15 protein-coding genes are annotated in these 18,568 nt (G+C 53.4%); 12 read left to right on the top strand and 3 right to left on the bottom strand.

Translation table 11 applies throughout. From position 1 onward, the window contains the following. Together ACQUWM_RS13625 and ACQUWM_RS13620 are read right to left on the bottom strand one after the other, a co-directional pair. A complete protein-coding gene (locus ACQUWM_RS13625) occupies positions 1-777 on the bottom strand; it encodes a CoA-transferase subunit beta (RefSeq protein ID WP_428922522.1) in 777 nt (258 codons plus the stop codon). Next, positions 777-1,592 carry a CoA transferase subunit A gene (locus ACQUWM_RS13620; RefSeq protein ID WP_428922521.1) on the bottom strand — a complete coding sequence of 272 codons (816 nt, stop codon included), beginning with the start codon at positions 1,590-1,592 and terminating at the stop codon, positions 777-779. The genes ACQUWM_RS13625 and ACQUWM_RS13620 overlap by 1 nt, the downstream gene beginning before the upstream one ends. 194 nt (positions 1,593-1,786) lie before the next feature. On the opposite strand from ACQUWM_RS13620, the gene ACQUWM_RS13615 reads away from it, so the two are divergent. From ACQUWM_RS13615 to ACQUWM_RS13590, 6 genes are all read left to right on the top strand, one after another. Continuing rightward, positions 1,787-2,566: an IclR family transcriptional regulator domain-containing protein gene (locus ACQUWM_RS13615; RefSeq protein WP_428922520.1), complete on the top strand. Its 780-nt coding sequence runs from the start codon at positions 1,787-1,789 to the stop codon at positions 2,564-2,566. A gap of 225 nt (positions 2,567-2,791) precedes the next feature. Further along, entirely contained in the window at positions 2,792-5,056 is a 2,265-nt protein-coding gene (locus ACQUWM_RS13610; RefSeq protein ID WP_428922519.1) for a glycoside hydrolase family 3 protein, read from the top strand. A gap of 201 nt (positions 5,057-5,257) precedes the next feature. Continuing rightward, positions 5,258-7,321, top strand: a complete 2,064-nt coding sequence (locus tag ACQUWM_RS13605; protein WP_428922518.1) for a cytochrome c3 family protein — start codon at positions 5,258-5,260, stop codon at positions 7,319-7,321. Positions 7,322-7,492: 171 nt separating this feature from the next. After that, positions 7,493-8,434 carry a VOC family protein gene (locus tag ACQUWM_RS13600; RefSeq protein WP_428922517.1) on the top strand — a complete coding sequence of 314 codons (942 nt, stop codon included), beginning with the start codon at positions 7,493-7,495 and terminating at the stop codon, positions 8,432-8,434. Between the two features lie 5 nt (positions 8,435-8,439). Beyond that, positions 8,440-8,772 carry a Rieske (2Fe-2S) protein gene (locus tag ACQUWM_RS13595; RefSeq protein WP_428922516.1) on the top strand — a complete coding sequence of 111 codons (333 nt, stop codon included), beginning with the start codon at positions 8,440-8,442 and terminating at the stop codon, positions 8,770-8,772. A 54-nt stretch (positions 8,773-8,826) separates the two neighbouring features. Then, positions 8,827-9,408: a cupin domain-containing protein gene (locus ACQUWM_RS13590; protein WP_428922515.1), complete on the top strand. Its 582-nt coding sequence runs from the start codon at positions 8,827-8,829 to the stop codon at positions 9,406-9,408. Between the two features lie 24 nt (positions 9,409-9,432). On the opposite strand, the gene ACQUWM_RS13585 is transcribed toward ACQUWM_RS13590, so the two are convergent. Next, positions 9,433-10,338: a LysR family transcriptional regulator gene (locus ACQUWM_RS13585; protein WP_428922514.1), complete on the bottom strand. Its 906-nt coding sequence runs from the start codon at positions 10,336-10,338 to the stop codon at positions 9,433-9,435. Positions 10,339-10,620: 282 nt separating this feature from the next. On the opposite strand from ACQUWM_RS13585, the gene ACQUWM_RS13580 reads away from it, so the two are divergent. The 6 genes from ACQUWM_RS13580 (at position 10,621) to ACQUWM_RS13555 (ending at position 18,487) form a co-directional block, all read left to right on the top strand. After that, the gene (locus ACQUWM_RS13580; protein ID WP_428922513.1) at positions 10,621-11,616 is read left to right on the top strand and encodes a fumarylacetoacetate hydrolase family protein; all 996 of its coding nucleotides are present in this window, start codon (positions 10,621-10,623) and stop codon (positions 11,614-11,616) included. Then, the gene (locus ACQUWM_RS13575) at positions 11,613-12,620 is read left to right on the top strand and encodes an NAD-dependent epimerase/dehydratase family protein (RefSeq protein ID WP_428922512.1); all 1,008 of its coding nucleotides are present in this window, start codon (positions 11,613-11,615) and stop codon (positions 12,618-12,620) included. The genes ACQUWM_RS13580 and ACQUWM_RS13575 overlap by 4 nt, the downstream gene beginning before the upstream one ends. Continuing rightward, entirely contained in the window at positions 12,620-13,405 is a 786-nt protein-coding gene (locus ACQUWM_RS13570) for a cyclase family protein (protein ID WP_428922511.1), read from the top strand. The genes ACQUWM_RS13575 and ACQUWM_RS13570 overlap by 1 nt, the downstream gene beginning before the upstream one ends. A gap of 27 nt (positions 13,406-13,432) precedes the next feature. Further along, positions 13,433-15,097 (top strand): arylsulfatase, encoded by a 1,665-nt coding sequence (locus ACQUWM_RS13565; RefSeq protein ID WP_428922510.1) that lies wholly within the window; start codon positions 13,433-13,435, stop codon positions 15,095-15,097. Between the two features lie 295 nt (positions 15,098-15,392). Beyond that, on the top strand, positions 15,393-17,072 hold the full coding sequence (locus tag ACQUWM_RS13560; RefSeq protein ID WP_428922509.1) for a DUF1302 domain-containing protein: 1,680 nt from the start codon (positions 15,393-15,395) through the stop codon (positions 17,070-17,072). Positions 17,073-17,155: 83 nt separating this feature from the next. Continuing rightward, a complete protein-coding gene (locus ACQUWM_RS13555; protein WP_428922628.1) occupies positions 17,156-18,487 on the top strand; it encodes a DUF1329 domain-containing protein in 1,332 nt (443 codons plus the stop codon). The last annotated feature ends 81 nt before the right edge of the window (positions 18,488-18,568 follow it).

Genomic DNA, 18,568 nt, shown 5'->3' with positions numbered 1-18,568 from the left:
TCACTGTTGGCCGGCATGGTGGGCGTTTGTGCGTGCTTTCAGGTCACGAAGGATGTCCAGTTCTTTTGCGGTCGGTTCTGGTGTGGTTTCCAGCTGCTCCGCAAACCGAATCTCCCAGCCGGTCGCCTCGATCACCTCTTCCCGGGTCACGTTCGGGTGCAGGGACGTGACCACCAGTTCTTTGGTGTCCGGATCCGGCTTAAGAATACACAGGTCAGTGATCACTACCGTGGGGCCACGACCAATGTTCGGAACGTTTTCGCGAGCCTTGCCGTCACGGCCAAAGCCGACGGTGGTCACGAAGTCCACATCCTTCACGAAGGTGCGTTTGGAGTGCTTGACCGTAATGAACACCTCTTTCGCGTTGGTGGCTATCTCGGGGGCGCCACCACCGCCGGGAAGACGGACTTTGGGTTCGCGGTAATCACCAATCAGAGTAGTGTTGAGGTTGGCGTAGCGATCAATCTGGGCAGTACCAAGGAAGCCGACGCTGACGTGGCCACCCTGCAGCCAATAGCGGAACATTTCCGGCACTGAAACCGTCGTCAGGGCTGACTCGCACAACTCGCCGTCACCGATGGACAGGGGCAGCACGTCCGGCTTGGTCTGCAGGGTGCCGGATTCATAAATCAGGGTGACATCCGGCGCATGGGTCAGGCGCGCCAGATTGGCGGCCTCGCTGGGCAGGCCGATACCGACGAAACAGGTCATGTCGCTGGTCAATGCGCGGGCGGCAGTGACGCTCATCATTTCCGAGGAGGTAAATTCAAGGCTCATCACGCAGCTCCTTTTTCAAACACGTTTTCTTTCAGCCAGGTCTGGAAGGTCTCCCGGTCACGGGCGATGCCGTCCCATTCTTTGTAGAACGCGTTGTCCCGATCATAATAGCCGTAAGAGTATGACGGACTGGCACCTTTCGGTGCCTCGGCGATGGCGGTGATGGCCCAGGAAGGCAGCACGCAGGCGTTCACGGAAGCACCGAGGTCCTCGACGATTTCCTCGACGGTAACGATGCTACGTTTGGCAGCCAGCACCACTTCCTTCTGGATACCAACGATACCCTCGACCAATACGTTGCCTTTGCGATCGGCACGCTGCGCATGAATCACCGCAACATCCGGGCGAACGGACGGCACCGCAGCCAGGCGTTCACCGGTGAATGGACACTCAATGAATTTGATCTGGTCATTAACCTTTGGCAGATCGCTACCCACGTAACCACGCAGCACCGCCAGCGGCAGTCCAGCTGCACCAGCTTCATAAGCGCAGGCCATGGCGGCATGGCTGTGTTCGAGGATTTCCAGTCTGTTCGGCCAGCCATTTTCAACCGCATCCCTCAGACGGTGCAGGGAGCCCACCCCGGGGTTGCCGCCCCATGAGAAAATCAGCTTTTTAGCACAGCCGGCGCCGATCATCTGGTCGTAAACCAGATCCGGCGTCATGCGGATCAGGGTCAGGTCGCGCTTTTCCTGGCGAATGATTTCATGGCCCGCCGCGAACGGAATCAGGTGGGTGAAGCCCTCCATGCAAACGGTGTCGCCGTTGCTGACGTGGCGGCTCACGGCCTCCTTCAGGGAGAGAAATTCGGCCATCACGGTATCTCCATTGCAGTGATTATATAAAGTTCGCTATACGAACATAAGTTTAATATACGAACATAATGGCGCGAAGGTTTTACTGTCGTCAAGTACAAATTTTCACCAATCAGCAAAAATGCACGGATGTTCGGATACCGAACGAGCTGCTACCATTCGCGGGTGCTTTTTTAGGGGAGGAAGGAACAGGAATGGACGATCAGATTCTCAAGCCTGGAGACCGGGACTATGTAAGTGCGCTGGCTTCAGGGCTGGAGGTGTTGCAGGCGTTTGATGCGGAGAATCCCCGCATGACCCTGAGCGAAGTGGCTGCGCGCACGGACATGGATCGGGCCAAAGCGCGGCGTTTCCTGCTGACTCTTCACTCTCTGGGGTTTGTGAAGCGAAGCGGCCGGCAGTTTGAGCTGACTCCCCGCGTACTGCAGTTGGGTTATGCCTACCAGGCTTCTAACCAGTACCGCGCGGTGATCCAGCAATACCTGGAAGACATTACCGCCGAGCTGGGGGAGTCGTCGTCGCTGGCAGTTTTGGATGGTGACGATGTGGTCTATGTGGTGCGCTCATCGGCAAGACACCGGTTGATGGCCATCACCCTGTCAGTGGGTACCCGCCTACCGGCGGCCTATACCTCCATGGGTCGGGTGCTGTTGGCGCAATTACCGGATGGGGAGCTGGAGGCGTTTCTTGCCCGGATAAGGCTTGAGCCTTACACCGCTTCCTCCATCACCAGTTCCGACGCTCTGAAAAAGGAAATCCTCAAAGTCCGGGAGCAGGGGTATTCCATTCTGGATCAGGAGTTGGATTCGGGCCTTCGCTCCGTGGCGGTGCCGGTGTTTGCCGGCAATGGTGAATTGCTGGGAGCGATCAATATCAGCACCAACGCGGCGCGGGTGACTATGGAAACGTTGATGCAAACATACCTGCCAAGATTGCAGCAGGCCGCCAATCGAGTGCGTGAGACAACCCGCTGAACTTCGTAGCTTGCGCTTTATTCATTCCCACCACGGCAGTTGGTTTTCTCAATAAAATCCGAATCTTGGTGCTTGGTATTTTTCCTGGACATACCTATGTTCAGGAAAAACGATTAGTGACCTCCCTTCTCCGATAACAGACTTGTTCAGGGTCAGTTCTCCAGGTTTAAAAGCTGGCGCCTGTCTTTAGTCATACCCAAAATCTAAAAACAATGGAGAGGGATAATGAGGAAAAAAGGAACCACATTTTTACCGCCGGGCATGGTCGCAGTGAGTAGCGCATTGCTGCTTGCAGGATGTTTGTCCGACTCTAATAGCCGAGGCGATGCACCATTTGTTCAGCCCCAGTTGGTTTCTGGCTCCAAGCCTATAATCGAAGTGGATGGGCTTCGATTCCGCGATTTGAACGCAGATGGTGAGCTGAATGATTATGAAGATTGGCGTTTATCGAATGATCAAAGGGTAGATGATCTTGTAGCTCGTATGTCCATCAGAGAAGCGGCCGGGCTGATGATGATCGATACCTTAAACGGCGGTTGCGAGGGCGCGATTCCTGATGCGGCCGACGACTATATTAACAATCAGAATATGCGTCGTTTGATCTTTCGCAACGTTGTGAGTTTGGACGGTCGATGCGGTCCAGATCGCGGGATTACGCCGGGAAATACGTTGACACCTTTCCAGGCCGCTGAATACATGAATTCGATTCAGGAACTGGCGGAGGCGAGTCGCTTAGGTGTGCCCGTCCTATTCAAGTCCAACGCCCGCAATCATTATGATGATGATCCCCGTGTTGGCATCAATGCGGCTGCCGGTTCCTTTACCTCGTTTCCGAAAGAACCTGGCCTTGCGGCTGCGGCTCTTGGAGAGGAAGCCCTTCGACCTGGTCAAGGGATGACTATAATTAACAAATTTGCCGATGTGATGGGCAAAGAGTGGGAGTCAATTGGCCTCCGAGGTATGTATGGCTACATGGCCGATTTGTCTACTGAGCCACGTTGGTACAGGGTTCACGAAACCTTTACTGAAGACTCCGACTTGGCCTCCAACATTATGTCAACGTTGGTGAATTCTCTTCAAGGTGGTCCCTTGTCCCCAGAGTCTTCAGTTGCACTCACCCTGAAGCATTTCCCGGGTGGGGGGCCGCAGGAGATGGGGCTGGATCCGCATTATTCATTCGGTAAAAATCAAATTTATCCGGCGAATAACTTCGAAGATCACCTTAAGCCTTTTCAGGCGGCCATTGACGCTGGGGTCGCATCTATCATGCCGTATTATGGTGTCCCAATTGAGGTTACCTATAAGGGCGTGACTTACGACCAGGTCGGTTATTCGTTCTCGAAACAGGTTGTAACAGATTTGCTGCGAGATGAACTCGGATTTTCGGGTTACGTGAATTCTGATACAGGAGTTATTACAGAGCGTTCGTGGGGCCTGGAGGACAAAACGGTTCCTCAGCGAATAGCCTCTGCTATTGATGCCGGAACTGACGTGTTGTCGGGGTTTCATGATTTGAGCCAGATAATAGGGCTGGTTGATGCTGGATTGCTGTCGGAAGAGCGAATCAAAATGTCGGCAGGGCGAGTCCTAGAACCAATGTTTAAATTGGGTCTGTTTGAAAATCCCTATGTTGATAGTGAAAACGCCGAGGGTGTAGTTGGCAGCGACGAAAGTCGTGCTGTTGCAAGGGACATCATGCGCAAGTCCATTGTTCTGCTCCAGAACAAGCTTGGAGGGGATGGACTGAAGGTGTTGCCTCTCCGGCAGGGGGCAAGCGTCTATGTGATGGGCATAGCGCCCGGTGACGTCGAGAGCTATGGCTATCAGGTCACGGATGGTGAACCGGTTGATTCTTCCGGAAACCCGCTGCCAAGGCCTTCTGCCGCCGGGGACGACTACGCACTTATCCGGGTCAAGGTCGAAAACCAAGGGTCGCTTCTACGTAGTTATAGGTCTAAGGGATCAGAAACGGGCGACAATCCCGAGCTTCTGAATCCGCTGACCGGTGAGACCTGGGGAGCTCAGGATCCTTGTCGGATGTATCCCATGGTAAACCCCCAATGTGTCGACGATATGTTTGGTCTCGGGTTGGTGTTTGGCGGTCCGGTTCCTTGGGAGGTGAATGACCTTTCTTTTACGGCGATGGCCGAAACAGAGACCTGGCAGATGTCACCCAGTCTCTCGGAAATCCAGGCTGTAATGAGTGAAGTCGGTGCGGAGAATACGGTTCTGAGCGTATATTTCAGGAATCCATATGTTCTTGATGACGCCAGTGGTTTAAAAGATGCTGGTGCCATAATGGCAACGTTTGGCGTAGATAATCCGTCCCTGATGGATGTGGTATCTGGACAATTTGCTCCGCAAGGTCGATTACCCTTTGCACTCGCGAACAATCTGTCAGCTGTCGTTGATAATGCACCTGATGCCCCTGGTTATCCTGCGGAGGACACGTTGTTTGACTTTAATTTCGGCTTAACGTTCGAAGATTGACGCTATACGTTGAAGCCTTTGCACGGAGTTTTTCTCCGGTAAGTAATGCCTGGCCTATCAAGGCCAGGCATTACTTTGTGCCAAGGCTAACGCCTACTAACTCATGAAAGCTATATCCGGTTTACGGATTGATCTCAGCATGTCATGAACCGAAGAGCGGGCTCTTGCTCGCGCCTGAACGAGAGGGGTAGTCCACCCGCCATGTTGAGTCGAACACTATTATTGTTATTCGCCACGGCTTGTTCAGTTTCTCCGCTTCTGGCTATGGAAAGTTGCCAGGAATGTCATGAGTCAGAGGTTGCTCAGTGGGAAAAATCTAATCACGCTGTTGCGATGGCCGAAGCCACCACAGGAAATATTAAGGGTGATTTTAGTGGGGAATATTACCGCAGTGATGAACTGACGGTAGAGTTTGACGAGCAAGATGGCCGCCCGGTAATTCGAATGGTCAACGAAAGTGGCGTCATGGTCTCCTACCCGGTCGCTTATACCTTCGGAAGCTACCCCCTTCAGCAATATCTCCTTGAGACAGAAAATGGCCGCTTGCAGGCCTTTGATATTGCCTGGGACGCCCGTCCAGAAAAGGATGGTGGGCAGCGTTGGTTTCAATTGGGACAGTCGAGTGCTGATCACCCCGGCGACCCATTCCACTGGACTGGCATATATCAGAACTGGAACAGCCAGTGTGCGGATTGCCACAGTACGGGTCTGACCAGGAACTACTCTCCTGAATCCGACAGCTATAGCACCACAAGCGATCACATTTCTGTTGGGTGTTCGGCTTGTCATCAGGATGCTGAAGCACATGCCCAGCAGCAAAGATCGGGTGAGAGTCTTGGTGCGGGGGTGGAACTTTCCGCGATGGGGGCTTGGTTGCTCGGGAGAAAGGGCAAGCCGCCACGCCATGTGGGTGAAACTTCCAGTCCAGATCAAGTGCCGACCTGTGGCAAGTGTCATTCGTTGCGAACTCGTCTAAATGACGATTCCTCACGCAGCGTCCATGACGATTATCGACTTTCACTACTTCACGAACCACTGTATTTCCCGGATGGACAGGTCCGGGAGGAGGTTTTCGTGATGGGCTCTTTTGAACAGAGCCGTATGTTTCAGAAAGGCGTAGTTTGTTCCAATTGTCATAACCCCCACAGCAACGAGCTCGTCGCCGAAGGAAATGCGGTGTGTACTCAATGCCATGCTGCTGCGGATTTCGAAACAGAAGCGCATCATCATCACCCACCTGCCAGCAGCGGCGCGCAGTGTGTGAACTGTCACATGCCTGAGCGTACGTTTATGAAAATAGATAAGCGACGGGATCATAGCTTTATGGTTCCGCGTCCGGACATTGCAAAGGAGAGCGGAAGCCCGGATGTGTGCCTTGGTTGCCACAGCGACAAAACACCGGATTGGTCTGAGGCAACTGTGCAAGAGTGGGCGCCAGATATTACCAGGCGTCCCCACTGGTTTCGTCAACAGCAAGGAAACCTGACAGATATAGCCGGTTTTATTCGCAATCAAAATGAGCCAGCCATTCGAAGGGCAACATTATTGTCCAGGCACAGCACCGACATCGCACGTAATTACCCAGAAGTGGTCCTTGAACAGATGGCTCTGGACAATCCGTTACTCCGGGCTGTAGCGGCTGAAGTGGCCCGCGAAGGAGGGGCCAGGTTGATTGCAGCCGTCCGTGACCTTTTGGATGACAGTGCGTTATCCGTGCGCCTGGCGGCCATAGAAACGCTGATCCTGTCAGGGCATACCGGGGACCTGCCGGAAGAAGTCTGGGTTGAATACGAAGAGTATCTTGCCATGCAGTCTGACCTACCTGCGGGGCGGGCAAACCGCGCAAGGTTCTTCCTCGCCACGGATCGTGTGTATAACGCCGAAAAAGACCTTCGGATTGCTCTGGAGAAAGACCCTGGTTATGCGCCTGCAGCACTCCTGTTGACAAACATTCTGCGTTCCGGGGGGCGGGCCCGGGAGGCAGTGGATGTGATAGACGGTGTATTGCGATCTGACCCGGACCAGGCACAGTTAATCCATGTTCGGGGATTAAGCTGGATTGGGATTGGCGATTCAGACAAGGCTCTGAACGACCTCAAGCGAGCTGCAGAGCTAGCCCCCGGAGAATGGTTGTATGGTTATCGCTACGCTGTTGCGCTTTATCGTTTCGGGAATTTTCCCGAGGCTCGTAAAGTCACTCAACAGCTGATAACCCGATTTCCCGGAATTCCCGAAATCCAGGTACTGAACAGAGACATTCAATAGTACCTGCTGGACGAAGTATCTTCGTACCGAATACCTGCCCTTGTTACAAACGATTAGTCATCTCCCGGTTTTCATTTCACTCTGTAGCTATCTGAGTTCGTTGTCAGGTTTACGTCGGGTATATCCCGCTGAGGGATCTGGCTGCGTAATAATTAAGAACGGAGAGACTTAATGAAAATAATAGGTTTGGATGAGTTGGTGTTCGGTGTCGAGGACCTGGACGAATGCGCGAAGTGTCTGGTGGACTACGGACTCAAGGCTTGTGATGTGACGGCCTCTGGGGGCCGCTTCGAGGCACTGGACGGAACCGCCGTTGTTCTGCGTAAGGCAGATGACGAGTCTTTGCCGCCTGCTATCGGTCCTGCTCCATCAATACGCGAAACAATCTACGGCGTCGAGGATGCGGAGACGTTGGAACAGATTGCCGACGAGCTCGGCAAAGACCGCACAGTGAACCGTGGCGACGACGGATCGGTACACAGCATCGATGACTGTGGCTTTGCCATTGGATTCCAGTTGACGGTTCGTCGCCCGATCGACGCGCCTGACGATCTTACAAACGCGCCCGGGCATCCGCCCCAGCGACCGGCAAACCAGATTGGTGTCGATCCCGAGATGCCGGCAGAGCCACGCACCCTGTCGCACGTGGTGTTTTTTGTTCCGGACTCGAAAAAGGCCGAGGCTTTCTATGCGGAACGCCTGAAGTTCGTAACGACGGACTCCTTCTCCGATGTGGGCCCGTTTATGCGGGCGCCGGCCATGGAAGACCACCATGCTTTGTTTTTCATCCAGACGCCACCCCATATGCAGGGAGTGGAACACTTCACTTTCCACATGGGCAGCGGAACCGAAGTGTTGCTGGCGGGAACACGGTTTGCGGAAAAAGGCTACACCAGCTTCTGGGGCCCGGGTCGGCATCTCTTTGGTTCGAACTGGTTCTGGTATTTCAACAGCCCTCTGGGGTGTCATATCGAGTATGACGCCGACATGGACATCCATGACGACCAGTGGGAGGCCCGCGTGGCGCCGATGTCTGCGGATAATTCCCAGCTATTTCTGTTCACTGCCAGGGATAAGTGGGCGCCAGCTGGCGGCCCACCACCAAAGGGCTAGGTTGAATGGCAGGGAAACGCCTTTGCGATCTCAGTGACCTGTCCGAAGGGCAGGCACTTGGGTTTGATCCGTATCATGAGGGGCGTGACAGCATATTTGTCGTAAAGGTCGATGGTGCTATTCGGGCCTACCGCAACAGTTGTCCTCACCTCAAGGTGCCTATGGAATACCGGAAGGACCGTTTCCTTTCGGCTGACCACCGACAGATCGTCTGTTATGCCCATAATGCCCGCTTTTTGCCTGAAAGCGGGCTGTGTGTCTATGGACCTTGTCTCGGGCAGTCTCTGGAGCCTGTACCGGTGAAGGCTGAACAGGGACTTCTGTTGCTGGTCGAGTGACCCTTGGATGGCTATCCCACTAAAGCTGCTTGAAAGGAATAGGGAGCATAATCAATGAAACTTCCCCAGATTCACCGCGTTGTGACTGGCCACGACGCAGATGGCAAGGCAATTGTCTCAAGCGAAGGGCCTCTGCCGATGAGCGTTGAGGTTGAGGCTATTCCCGGCACCGTCTTCCACGAAGTATGGAGCACCACTTCAGCTCCGGCGTTCATCGATAACGGTGATGATCCCACGCTGGAGTCTTTGCACCTGCCCCCACCCCGTACGGGCACACGAATTCGGTTTGTCGACATTCCGCCTGACAGCGAGGACTTCCTCTCTGAGGGTTCATCAAGGATGAGGGATGCTTTTTCACAAATTGGGGATGCCAATGCGTCGACGGTGAAGTCCAACTCTCCCCATCCTCTCATGCATCGAACCGAGTCCATTGACTATGGCGTCGTTATTCAGGGTGAGTTGACGCTGGTTCTCGACGACTCAGAGGTTCAGCTTTGTCCCGGAAGCGTGGTTGTCCAGAGAGGAACCAATCATGCCTGGGCGAATCGCTCTGGAGAGATCTGCAGGATGCTGTTTGTGCTGGTTGATGGGACTTACGCTCCGGAGATTGCAGAGTCGTTGGCTCAAAGGGAGTAGCTCAGCTACCTCCGGCCCCAAGTGCTAAATTGACTGCACTAACTGTCTCATTTGTTCCTTCAACCAGTTCAGCATCGGATCGTTTTCCATGCTTCGATGCCAGACCATGTGTTCTCTCGTAGCGGGCAGGGCGACAGGTGTGGGCAAGACCTTGATGGGAAGATATTTTGCGTAGCGTTCAAGCAGTCTTTTGTGAGTCGTAACTACTCTGTCAGTGCCAAGCAGCAACTGTGGCAATGTGTTGAAGTTGTGTGTCACTACCTCGATCCGTCTGGACGTTCCGTATTCGTTGATTAGTGAGTCTTCGACACTGAGTTTACGACCCAAACCAAAACCCACGGAGATGTGTCCCAGTTCCATATATTGCTCGAAGGTCAGTGTGTCCCCAACAAGTTTGTTATCGGCCCAAACTGCGCAGGCAAGCTCTTCTTCAAGCAGGAACTCGGATGGTTGATCAAAGTCGATGAACTGATCAGGGATAATCAGGAGGTCAACCTCCCCCCTGGCCAGCAGGTCTCCAGGGCCATCTGCGGGGCTGAGTATATCAAACGATATGCCTGAAGCCTCTTGGCTGATGTTGGCGATCAGATCTGCAAGGGCAATCGTTATGAAGTAATCCGATGTGACGATCCTGAACTTCCGGTCGCTTGTTGTCGGATCGAAGACAGGGCGTGTTGTGATTTCAGCGTTTATTTTAAGCAACACTTCCCTCACAGGAGGGGCCAGCTGCTCGGCATACGCGGTTGGTTGCATCTTGCGGCCAACCTGGATCAGAAGGTCATCTTCGAAGAAGCTGCGGAGGCGGGCAAGGACACCGCTTGTCGCAGACTGTGTCATGTGCAGCCTCTCGGCTGCGCGGGTAATGTTCCGTTCCTCCAGCAAGACATCCAGAGCAACGAGCAGATTCAGATCAAGTTTGTTGAAACGCATTAAGGCACTCCCGGCACCTATTATTTTTCAGGATACATTCCATTCCGAGAATCGATTTGTCAACTTCCTCCCCGGTAATGAAGATGGGTGTGCGCTTAAAAACAGAACAAGACATAAGATAAAAACATTATAAGAATCCAGACCAAGGTGCTGTCAATGAATAACTTGTTTTTCCCAATTATCAGAGTCAGTTATCCGGTTTTTCATTGCGCTTAGCTATTGAATCCTGCAACCCATTGGTTTGATTCGCTGATATATCTCGTTGAGAACAGGAGACGTTCAATGAAGCTTGCGACTTTGAAAAACGGTACCCGGGATGGGCAGCTGGTTGTTGTTTCCCGCAATTTGGAAATGGCGGTCCAGGTGCCGCAAATTGCCCCTACCATGCAGCACGTTATCGAAAACTGGTCTGACTCCGAAAATGAACTGGAGGGGATATACCAGGCTCTGAATAATGGCAATGCTAGGGAAGCCTTTCCCTTTGAACCCGAGCAGGTCGCCGCGCCCCTGCCCAGAGCCTACCAATGGCTGGATGGCTCTGCGTTCCAGAGCCATGGTCGCCTGATGGAGAAGGCTTTTAATATTGAGCCGATCCCTGACTCGGACAAAATTCCCCTGATGTACCAGGGGGCCGGCGATGATTTTCTTGGTCCCCTGGATGATGTGATTCTGCCCTCGGAAGAGGATGGTATCGACTTTGAGGGAGAGTTTGCCGTTCTGCTCAGTGACGTCCCGATGGGCTGTAAGCCTGCAGAGGCTGAAGCGCACATTAAACTCATCCTGCAGGTTAATGACGTCAGTTTGAGAGCTCTCGGGCCCCGGGAGATGCGGACCGGTTTTGGTTTTCTTCAGGCAAAACCGTCATCCGCCTTCGCACCAGTGGCGGTCACGCCTGACGAATTGGGAGATAGCTGGAAGCAGGGGAGGGTGTGTCTGCCGCTGGAGGTGCGATGGAATGGTGCTCTATTTGGGCGTCCTCATGGTGGAGAGATGCACTTCAGCTTTCCCGAACTCATTGGCCACGCCGCCAGAACACGGAAACTCCACGCGGGCACTGTGATTGGGTCCGGAACAGTTTCCAATGCGGATTCGTCCGTTGGATCTGCCTGTATTGCCGAGAGGCGGGCGTTGGAAATAGTGGACTCCGGATCTGCAAAGACGCCTTTCATGAAATTCGGTGACAGCGTGCGCATGGAAGTAATTGGGGAAGATAACACCTCGATTTTCGGTGTCATCGAACAACGTATCGTTTGCAGCGATCACGGTGAGATCCTGTGAGGGTCCTTGTTACGGGCGCGGATGGCTTCATTGGAAGAGCTCTGGTTGCAGAGTTACTCCATGCCAGCGATGTCGCAGGGAAAAAGATTACCCGTCTGTTACTGGTCGACAGGCAGTTTGAAAAGCAGTATTCCGATTCCAGAGTCAGAATTCATTGTGGGGATATCGGCGATCCAAGACTGCTGCGCCGTGTACTGGCAGATGGAGTGAGCATTGTATTTCACTTGGCCAGTGTTCCGGGTGCGGCTGCGGAGAAAGATTATTCTTTAGGCTACCAGGTCAATCTGCTGGGTTCACAAGAGATCATTGAGCAGATCAGGTGTATGGAACCCGCCGTGCGCCTGGTGTTTGCCAGCAGTGTGGCCGTCTACGGTGATGAGCTGGCGGGACAGCTTCACGAGAGGTCTTTTGTCCGGCCCAGGCTTTCTTATGGTTGCCACAAACATATGATTGAGCTGCTCGTTGATGACCTGGGACGTCGAGGGGAAATAGATGGCTGTGCCGTCCGCCTTCCCGGCGTTGTCGCCAGACCACAGTCTCGCGGTATGGGCTCTGCGTTCATGAGTGATCTGTTGGTTCATATCGCAGAAGATAGGCATTACATTTGTCCGGTTTCCGAAACGGCCACTGCCTGGTGGCTTTCGTTGAAATGCTGCGTCGAGAACCTGGTCAGGCTGGCTGAGGTGGATGCGGCTTCCCTCGACAAGCACCGAATCATCCAACTGCCAGTGCTGCATCTTTCCATTGCGCAAGTAGTAGACGCCCTTGCTAAACGGTTCGGGGAAGAGCGTCGCTCGTTGGTCACGTTTGAGCCGGACGCCCACATTGAAAAATTGTTTGGACAATACCCGAAAATTCGTACGCCCTGGGCGCGTCAACTCGGACTTGCGCATGATGGCAATGTCCATCGGCTGGTGAGGAACGCCTTGGCGGAGCATGCTGGAGAGCTTGGGAAGCCGGCCTCAGGAGCAACACATAAACATCTTGTTAAGGAGTCTGTCTGATGATCAGCGGAAAACGACGTTTGGTCGACCTGTCCGTCACTCTGGAAAATAACCCCTATACTGACCCTCCTCCATTGCTGCCAAGCATCGAATATACAGATCACCAGGAAGGGTGGCCTGAAATGGGTGCTTTGTTCCCGGGGCTTCGGAAGGAAGATCTTCCCGGGGATGAGGCCTGGGCAGCCGAGTGGCTGAAAGTGACAACACACAGTGGCACGCATATGGATGCTCCCTGGCATTACGCCTCTACCACGGATGGTGGAAAGCCCGCCTGGGGCATTGATGAAATGCCGCTGGAGTGGTGTCTTCAGCCCGGCGTAAAGCTTGATTTTCGTGACTTCCCGGATGGCCATGTTGTCACGGCCGATGAAATGAAAGCGGCTCTGGCGAGTATTGGCCACGAATTGCAACCGCTGGATATTGTGCTGATCAATACCCGCGCCGGATCTGTGTTCGGCGAGCCTGGTTACATTGATACCGGGGTCGGGATTGGGCGGGAAGCCACACTCTACCTCCTGGAAAAAGGGGTGCGAGTTGTCGGCACGGACGCATGGAGCTGGGACGCACCGTTCAAGTTCACTCGAGAGCGTTTTGCCGAGAGTGGCGACCCTTCCATTATCTGGGAGGGGCATAAAGCTGGTCGTGATATTGGCTACGGGCAGATGGAGAAGCTGAGTAATCTGGAGCAGCTTCCATCCACGGGTTTCATGGTTTCCTGTTTTCCCTACAAGATAAAGCACGCGTCAGCGGGGTTTGTTCGTGCTGTAGCCATATTTGAAGACTAAACAGTGCGCACTCGCAAGGAAAAGCCAATGAAATTTTCAACAAAAATACTTGCTCTTTTTGCGGTGGCCATAGCTGCCCAGGCAGGCGCCGTCGGAGATTCTGGTAAGCAGCCTAATATTCTGTTGATTGTGGCAGATGACCTGGGGTATTCGGATTTAGGTAGTTATGGCGGTGAAATTGAGACGCCGACCCTGGATAGCCTGGCCAGCGAAGGTGTTCAACTGACTCAGTTTTATACTGCACCGACTTGCTCTCCGACCCGGGCCATGCTGATGTCGGGAACTGACAATCATCTTGCTGGCCTGGGAACCATGAAAGAAGCGCTTGATCCCTATCAAAAAGGCGAGCCCGGTTATGAGGGACACCTCAATGACAACGTACATTGGCTGCCGGCGCTCTTGAAAGATGGCGGTTATCGCACCCTGATGGCTGGTAAATGGCACCTTGGCTCAGAGCAATCCCAGTGGCCGGTAAACCGCGGCTTTGAGCGCTCTTTCGCCTTATTGCCGGGTGGTGGCTCGCACTTTAAGCCTGTTGCCGAGCAGCCGTCTGTGATGGAGCGAATGCCCTATGCTCGTGACAAGCAGTTGGTGAAATACGCAGATCTGCCGGATGACTTTTACTCAACCGATTACTATACGGATCAGTTGATTGAGTATCTTGAAGAAACTCGAAATTCGGAAAAGCCGTTTTTTGCTTATGCAGCCTATACTGCCCCACATTGGCCGTTACAGGCCCCGAGAGAATATCTGGATAAGTATCAGGGACGATATGACTCCGGGTTTGAGCAGATTCGTAAGGAGCGTATCGAGCGAGTGAGGAAGTTGGGACTTCTGCCGGAAGATTTTGTAGCGGCAAGTACTATGCCTGCCAGTGAGAAGTTCCCGAAATGGGATCAGCTGACCGAGATAGAGCAGCGTTACGAAGCTCGCAAGATGGAAATCTATTCGGCCATGGTTGATAACCTGGATGATAACGTTGGCCGCCTCTTCGATTACCTCAGGGAAACAGGACAGTACGAAAATACACTGATTGTGTTCATATCCGACAACGGGGCGGACGCCTTGAATCATAAAATCTTTTTCAAAGATGGTCCTGAAACTGACGATAGCTATGACAATCTCGGTAAAGTTGGCTCTAATATCAATTATGGTTTGAGATGGGCGGAAGTAAGCAACGCTCCGCTGTATCTCACCAAGGGAACTATGGCAGAGGGCGGGGTCAGGGTACCCGCTTTGATTAAAATGCCCGGTGATCAAGGTTTGTCGGGCCGTCTTGAGCACATTGCTCGCGTAGATGATCTTGCTCCAACCTTTCTCGAAATCGCAGGTTTGAAGGACCCGGGTGCCGAGTTCCAGGGGCAGAAGCGCCTGCCGATTACAGGCAAGTCAATGGTGCCCATGCTGCAGAGTGGTAATGAGATTCATGGGAAAGGTGCAGGGCTGGGAGCAGAGCTGTTCGGCAATGCTTATTACCGGGAAGGAAACTGGAAGCTGTTGTCAGCCAAACCCGGATTCCATCACGGGTACGAGCCGTTTGACTGGCAGCTATTCAATATGAAAACGGATCCTGGTGAAACGACCGATCTGGCCGATCAGTATCCAGAGCGTGTCGAGGCCATGAAGAAAGCCTGGTGGGAGTACGCTGATAAAGTCGGCATTGTTTTTCCAGAGGGCTTTACTAAGCAATAACCCGAGGCAATACCTGTCGGATGTCGGAGTGGAAGCTTATAGGGGCATGCTGTGTGAGGCATGCCCCTATTTTTTTGCTCGTCGCCCATGCAAGAGGATATAAATATCTTTTTAAACAATGGGTTATGTTTTCCTCCGTCGAGACTCCCTTTCCTTTCGAGCTATCTGATTAGGAGATGCTTGCTATCAGCATTCACCATTTCCCCCGATACCGCCGCCGCTTTAGTCTTGATTTATCTCACACGAACCAGCTGAGATTCGCACGGAAAATAACAATCATTTTTGGAGGCGAGTGGTGAACAAAAACAAACTCAATCAAGCATGTCGTGCTGCCTTACGAGGCGGTACCGCGGCATCACTGCCAGTCTTTATCGCCCTGGCGGTGAGTGGCGCCGCAAACGCAGCCAGCATTAGTACTGGGAACCCCGATCTGTCAGTGCGCTGGGACAATACTCTTAAATACAGTAACGCTTTCCGGGTAAAAGACCGCTCTGACGAAATTACTCCCCCCGATGCACCGAATGCTGACGATGGCGACCGGAATTTTGACAAGGGTCTGGTTTCCAATCGATTTGATGTTCTTTCCGAGATCGATGTGGTTTACCAGAACTACGGGTTCCGGGTGAGTGGTGCCGCGTGGTATGACACGGTCTATAACGAAAGCAATGATAACGACTCTCCCAGTACCGTTAACCAGTTTGGTCCGGCTGACGAGTTTTCCGATGAAACCCAGGAGCTTCATGGCCGTGACGCAGAACTGCTCGACCTGTTCGCTACTGGCTTCTGGGTGATTGGCGATAGTGCGCTGAATGTCAGGGCGGGGCGGCACGCCCATATCTGGGGGGAAAGTCTGTTTCTGGGGGCCAACGGTGTCGCTGGTGCCATGGCGCCTGTCGATGTGGTCAAATTGACCTCGGTTCCAAGTACACAGTTTCGCGAAGCCATCCGGCCGGTCAATCAGATCTCTGGACAGCTGCAGCTCAATGAGTACCTCAGTTTTGCTGCCTACTACCAGTTTGAGTGGGAAGAAAACCGGCTCCCGGGCCAGGGCAGTTACCTGGCGGGTACGGATGTCCTGGGCAAGGGTTCAGATTTCATTATTGCAGGTCCTTACAAAATCTTGCGAGAGAATGACTACGACGCCGACGATTCGGGGCAAGGGGGCGTGTCAGTTCGCTTCCGTCTGCCGGACAGTGAAATAGACTACGGGCTCTATGCGATCCGTTTCCACTCAAAGGGCCCGCAAACAGTTACAACCTACAAAGCCTCACCCCCACCACCAGGGCCGGGTGCCGTGTTGGGGTCCTATGGTCTGGCCTATCACGAGGATATTGACCTCTTCGGTGCCAGTGCATCAATGGTGATCGCAGATGCCAGTGTCGGGTTTGAGGTTTCAACCCGGCGGAATACCAACCTCGTAAGCATTACCGATGGAGCCCCTCCGGGATCCACGGAAGAGGATATTCGCGCAAATCCGCCTTACCCTGTGGGGAATACAGCGCACGCGCAGGTGTCATGGTTGTATAGCGCCGGTCCGAACTGGCTTTCCCGGGAGGCGACATTCGTAGGCGAAATTGCCTGGAACCGAGTGCTAAGCGTGGATGAGAATCCGGAAGCTCTTGATTCCACAACAACCCGAGATGCGACGGGACTGAGAGTCGGCTACACGCCACGCTATCGACAAGCGATGTCCGGTCTTGACCTTTCTATTCCGGTTACGGTGGGTTACAACCTCGACGGTCGCTCAGGTGCTATTGCTGCATTCAATGGAGGCGTTGAGGAAGGTGGCGTGTACAGTATCGGCGTCGGCGGCACCTATCTTGGTCAATGGGATTTCTCCCTGTCTTATACCGGATACTTCGGACCTGCTGGCCCCGGTTCAGGGGAAGATGCGAATGGGGAGAATGTGTTTACCTACAAGCAAAACCTGAAAGACCGTGACTTTGTAGCTTTTTCGGTCAATCGAACCTTTTAAAACAATAGTTTGAATGGGGAAGTGGAGCAATAATCATGTTAAACAAATATAAAAGAAACTGGACCAGGCCATTCCTGGCGGGAATGACCGGCATATTCCTTGCGGCCGCCCAGGTGGCTCCGGCCGCTGTTTCCCCTGAGGAAGCTGAGCGTCTGAAAGGCGAACTCATGCCTCTGGGTGGGGAGCGAGCAGGCAACGACGATGGAACCATTCCTGAGTGGACAGGTGGGTATACAGGTTCTGGTTCTGAATCGTCCGAGAAGCCAAGACCCGATCTGTTTGCTGATGACGAGCCATTGTTCTCCATAACAGCAGATAACATGGGTGAGCATGCGGACAAGCTGACCGACGGCGTCAAAGCAATGTTCGAAAAATACCCTGAGACCTATCGTATTGATGTGTACGAAACACATCGCACTGCCGCAGCGCCGGAATGGGTTTATGAGAATACCCTTAAGAACGCAACCCGCGCTGAACTTGTGAAGGATACGGACGGTGGTATGCGGCCAGAGAATGCCCATGGCGGTATTCCTTTCCCCATTCCTCAGAACGGTGAGCAGGTTATCTGGAACCACCTGGTGTCGTGGAAAGGTGTTGCGGAAAAGCGTCGGTTCCACGGTGTGCTGGGTACCGAAGATGGCGACCATGTGCTGACCGTTGATGCGGTGGCCGAAGAACAGTACCCCTACTATTTCCCTGATGGGTCGGTGGAGTCCCACAACGGGGAAATCTACAATATCCGTTTGATCAACGAAGGGCCGCCCATCCGTGCGGGTGAGGGCATCGTCGGACGAAATACCTGGGGACAGGGTGAAGCCTACGTTTACCTCACAGGCCAGCGTCGCACCAGAAAGCTCCCAGAATCATGCTGTGACACTCCGACACCGGCTACGGCGGGTGTCCAGAGCTTCGATGAGCTTCGCCTGTTTTCTGGTACAACCAAACGGTTTGACTGGGAGATTCTCGGCAAAAAGGAAATGTATGTTCCGTACAATTCCAATCGCATGCTGCAGGCTCAAAGCGACGACGAATTCATGGACGAACACCACCTCAATCCTGAGTATGTCAGATGGGAACTCCATCGGGTCTGGGTGGTAGAGGCCACGCTAAAAGAAGGGCAGCGCCACCAGGCACCCCGGAGCATCTACTATATCGACGAAGACTCCTGGAATGCGGTACTGGCAGATCGTTGGGATCAACAGGATAAACTCTGGAAGACGCTCTGGGGAATCCCAGTGGTAAGGCCGGATCTCCCTGCCACCACAGTAATGACCAACGGCTTTTATGATCTGGTCTCAGGTGCCTGGTATGCCAACGGTGTCTATAACGAGACGGATCTGAAGTATGTGGAAACGGACCGATACCCAACCAGGATCTTTACCGCATCCGGATTGATGTCACGCGGTCTTCGCTAATCCTCCACAGCCGGTCCAAGGTCCCGGGCCGGCTGCCTACCCAGAGAATTACGAAATGAGCACTAAACCCTTTTGCGTCCT

The organism is Marinobacter sp. DUT-3 (assembly GCF_050379435.1).
Taxonomy (GTDB): domain Bacteria; phylum Pseudomonadota; class Gammaproteobacteria; order Pseudomonadales; family Oleiphilaceae; genus Marinobacter.
This window is presented reverse-complemented; position numbering and strand designations above follow the sequence as displayed.

What these genes read in the sequence shown, in the direction of transcription:
- ACQUWM_RS13625 (WP_428922522.1), bottom strand. Translation starts at nt 777, where the DNA reads ATGAGCCTTGAATTTACCTCCTCGGAAATGATGAGCGTCACTGCCGCC.
- ACQUWM_RS13620 (WP_428922521.1), bottom strand. Translation starts at nt 1,592, where the DNA reads ATGGCCGAATTTCTCTCCCTGAAGGAGGCCGTGAGCCGCCACGTCAGC.
- ACQUWM_RS13615 (WP_428922520.1), top strand. Translation starts at nt 1,787, where the DNA reads ATGGACGATCAGATTCTCAAGCCTGGAGACCGGGACTATGTAAGTGCG.
- ACQUWM_RS13610 (WP_428922519.1), top strand. Translation starts at nt 2,792, where the DNA reads ATGAGGAAAAAAGGAACCACATTTTTACCGCCGGGCATGGTCGCAGTG.
- ACQUWM_RS13605 (WP_428922518.1), top strand. Translation starts at nt 5,258, where the DNA reads ATGTTGAGTCGAACACTATTATTGTTATTCGCCACGGCTTGTTCAGTT.
- ACQUWM_RS13600 (WP_428922517.1), top strand. Translation starts at nt 7,493, where the DNA reads ATGAAAATAATAGGTTTGGATGAGTTGGTGTTCGGTGTCGAGGACCTG.
- ACQUWM_RS13595 (WP_428922516.1), top strand. Translation starts at nt 8,440, where the DNA reads ATGGCAGGGAAACGCCTTTGCGATCTCAGTGACCTGTCCGAAGGGCAG.
- ACQUWM_RS13590 (WP_428922515.1), top strand. Translation starts at nt 8,827, where the DNA reads ATGAAACTTCCCCAGATTCACCGCGTTGTGACTGGCCACGACGCAGAT.
- ACQUWM_RS13585 (WP_428922514.1), bottom strand. Translation starts at nt 10,338, where the DNA reads ATGCGTTTCAACAAACTTGATCTGAATCTGCTCGTTGCTCTGGATGTC.
- ACQUWM_RS13580 (WP_428922513.1), top strand. Translation starts at nt 10,621, where the DNA reads ATGAAGCTTGCGACTTTGAAAAACGGTACCCGGGATGGGCAGCTGGTT.
- ACQUWM_RS13570 (WP_428922511.1), top strand. Translation starts at nt 12,620, where the DNA reads ATGATCAGCGGAAAACGACGTTTGGTCGACCTGTCCGTCACTCTGGAA.
- ACQUWM_RS13565 (WP_428922510.1), top strand. Translation starts at nt 13,433, where the DNA reads ATGAAATTTTCAACAAAAATACTTGCTCTTTTTGCGGTGGCCATAGCT.
- ACQUWM_RS13555 (WP_428922628.1), top strand. Translation starts at nt 17,156, where the DNA reads ATGACCGGCATATTCCTTGCGGCCGCCCAGGTGGCTCCGGCCGCTGTT.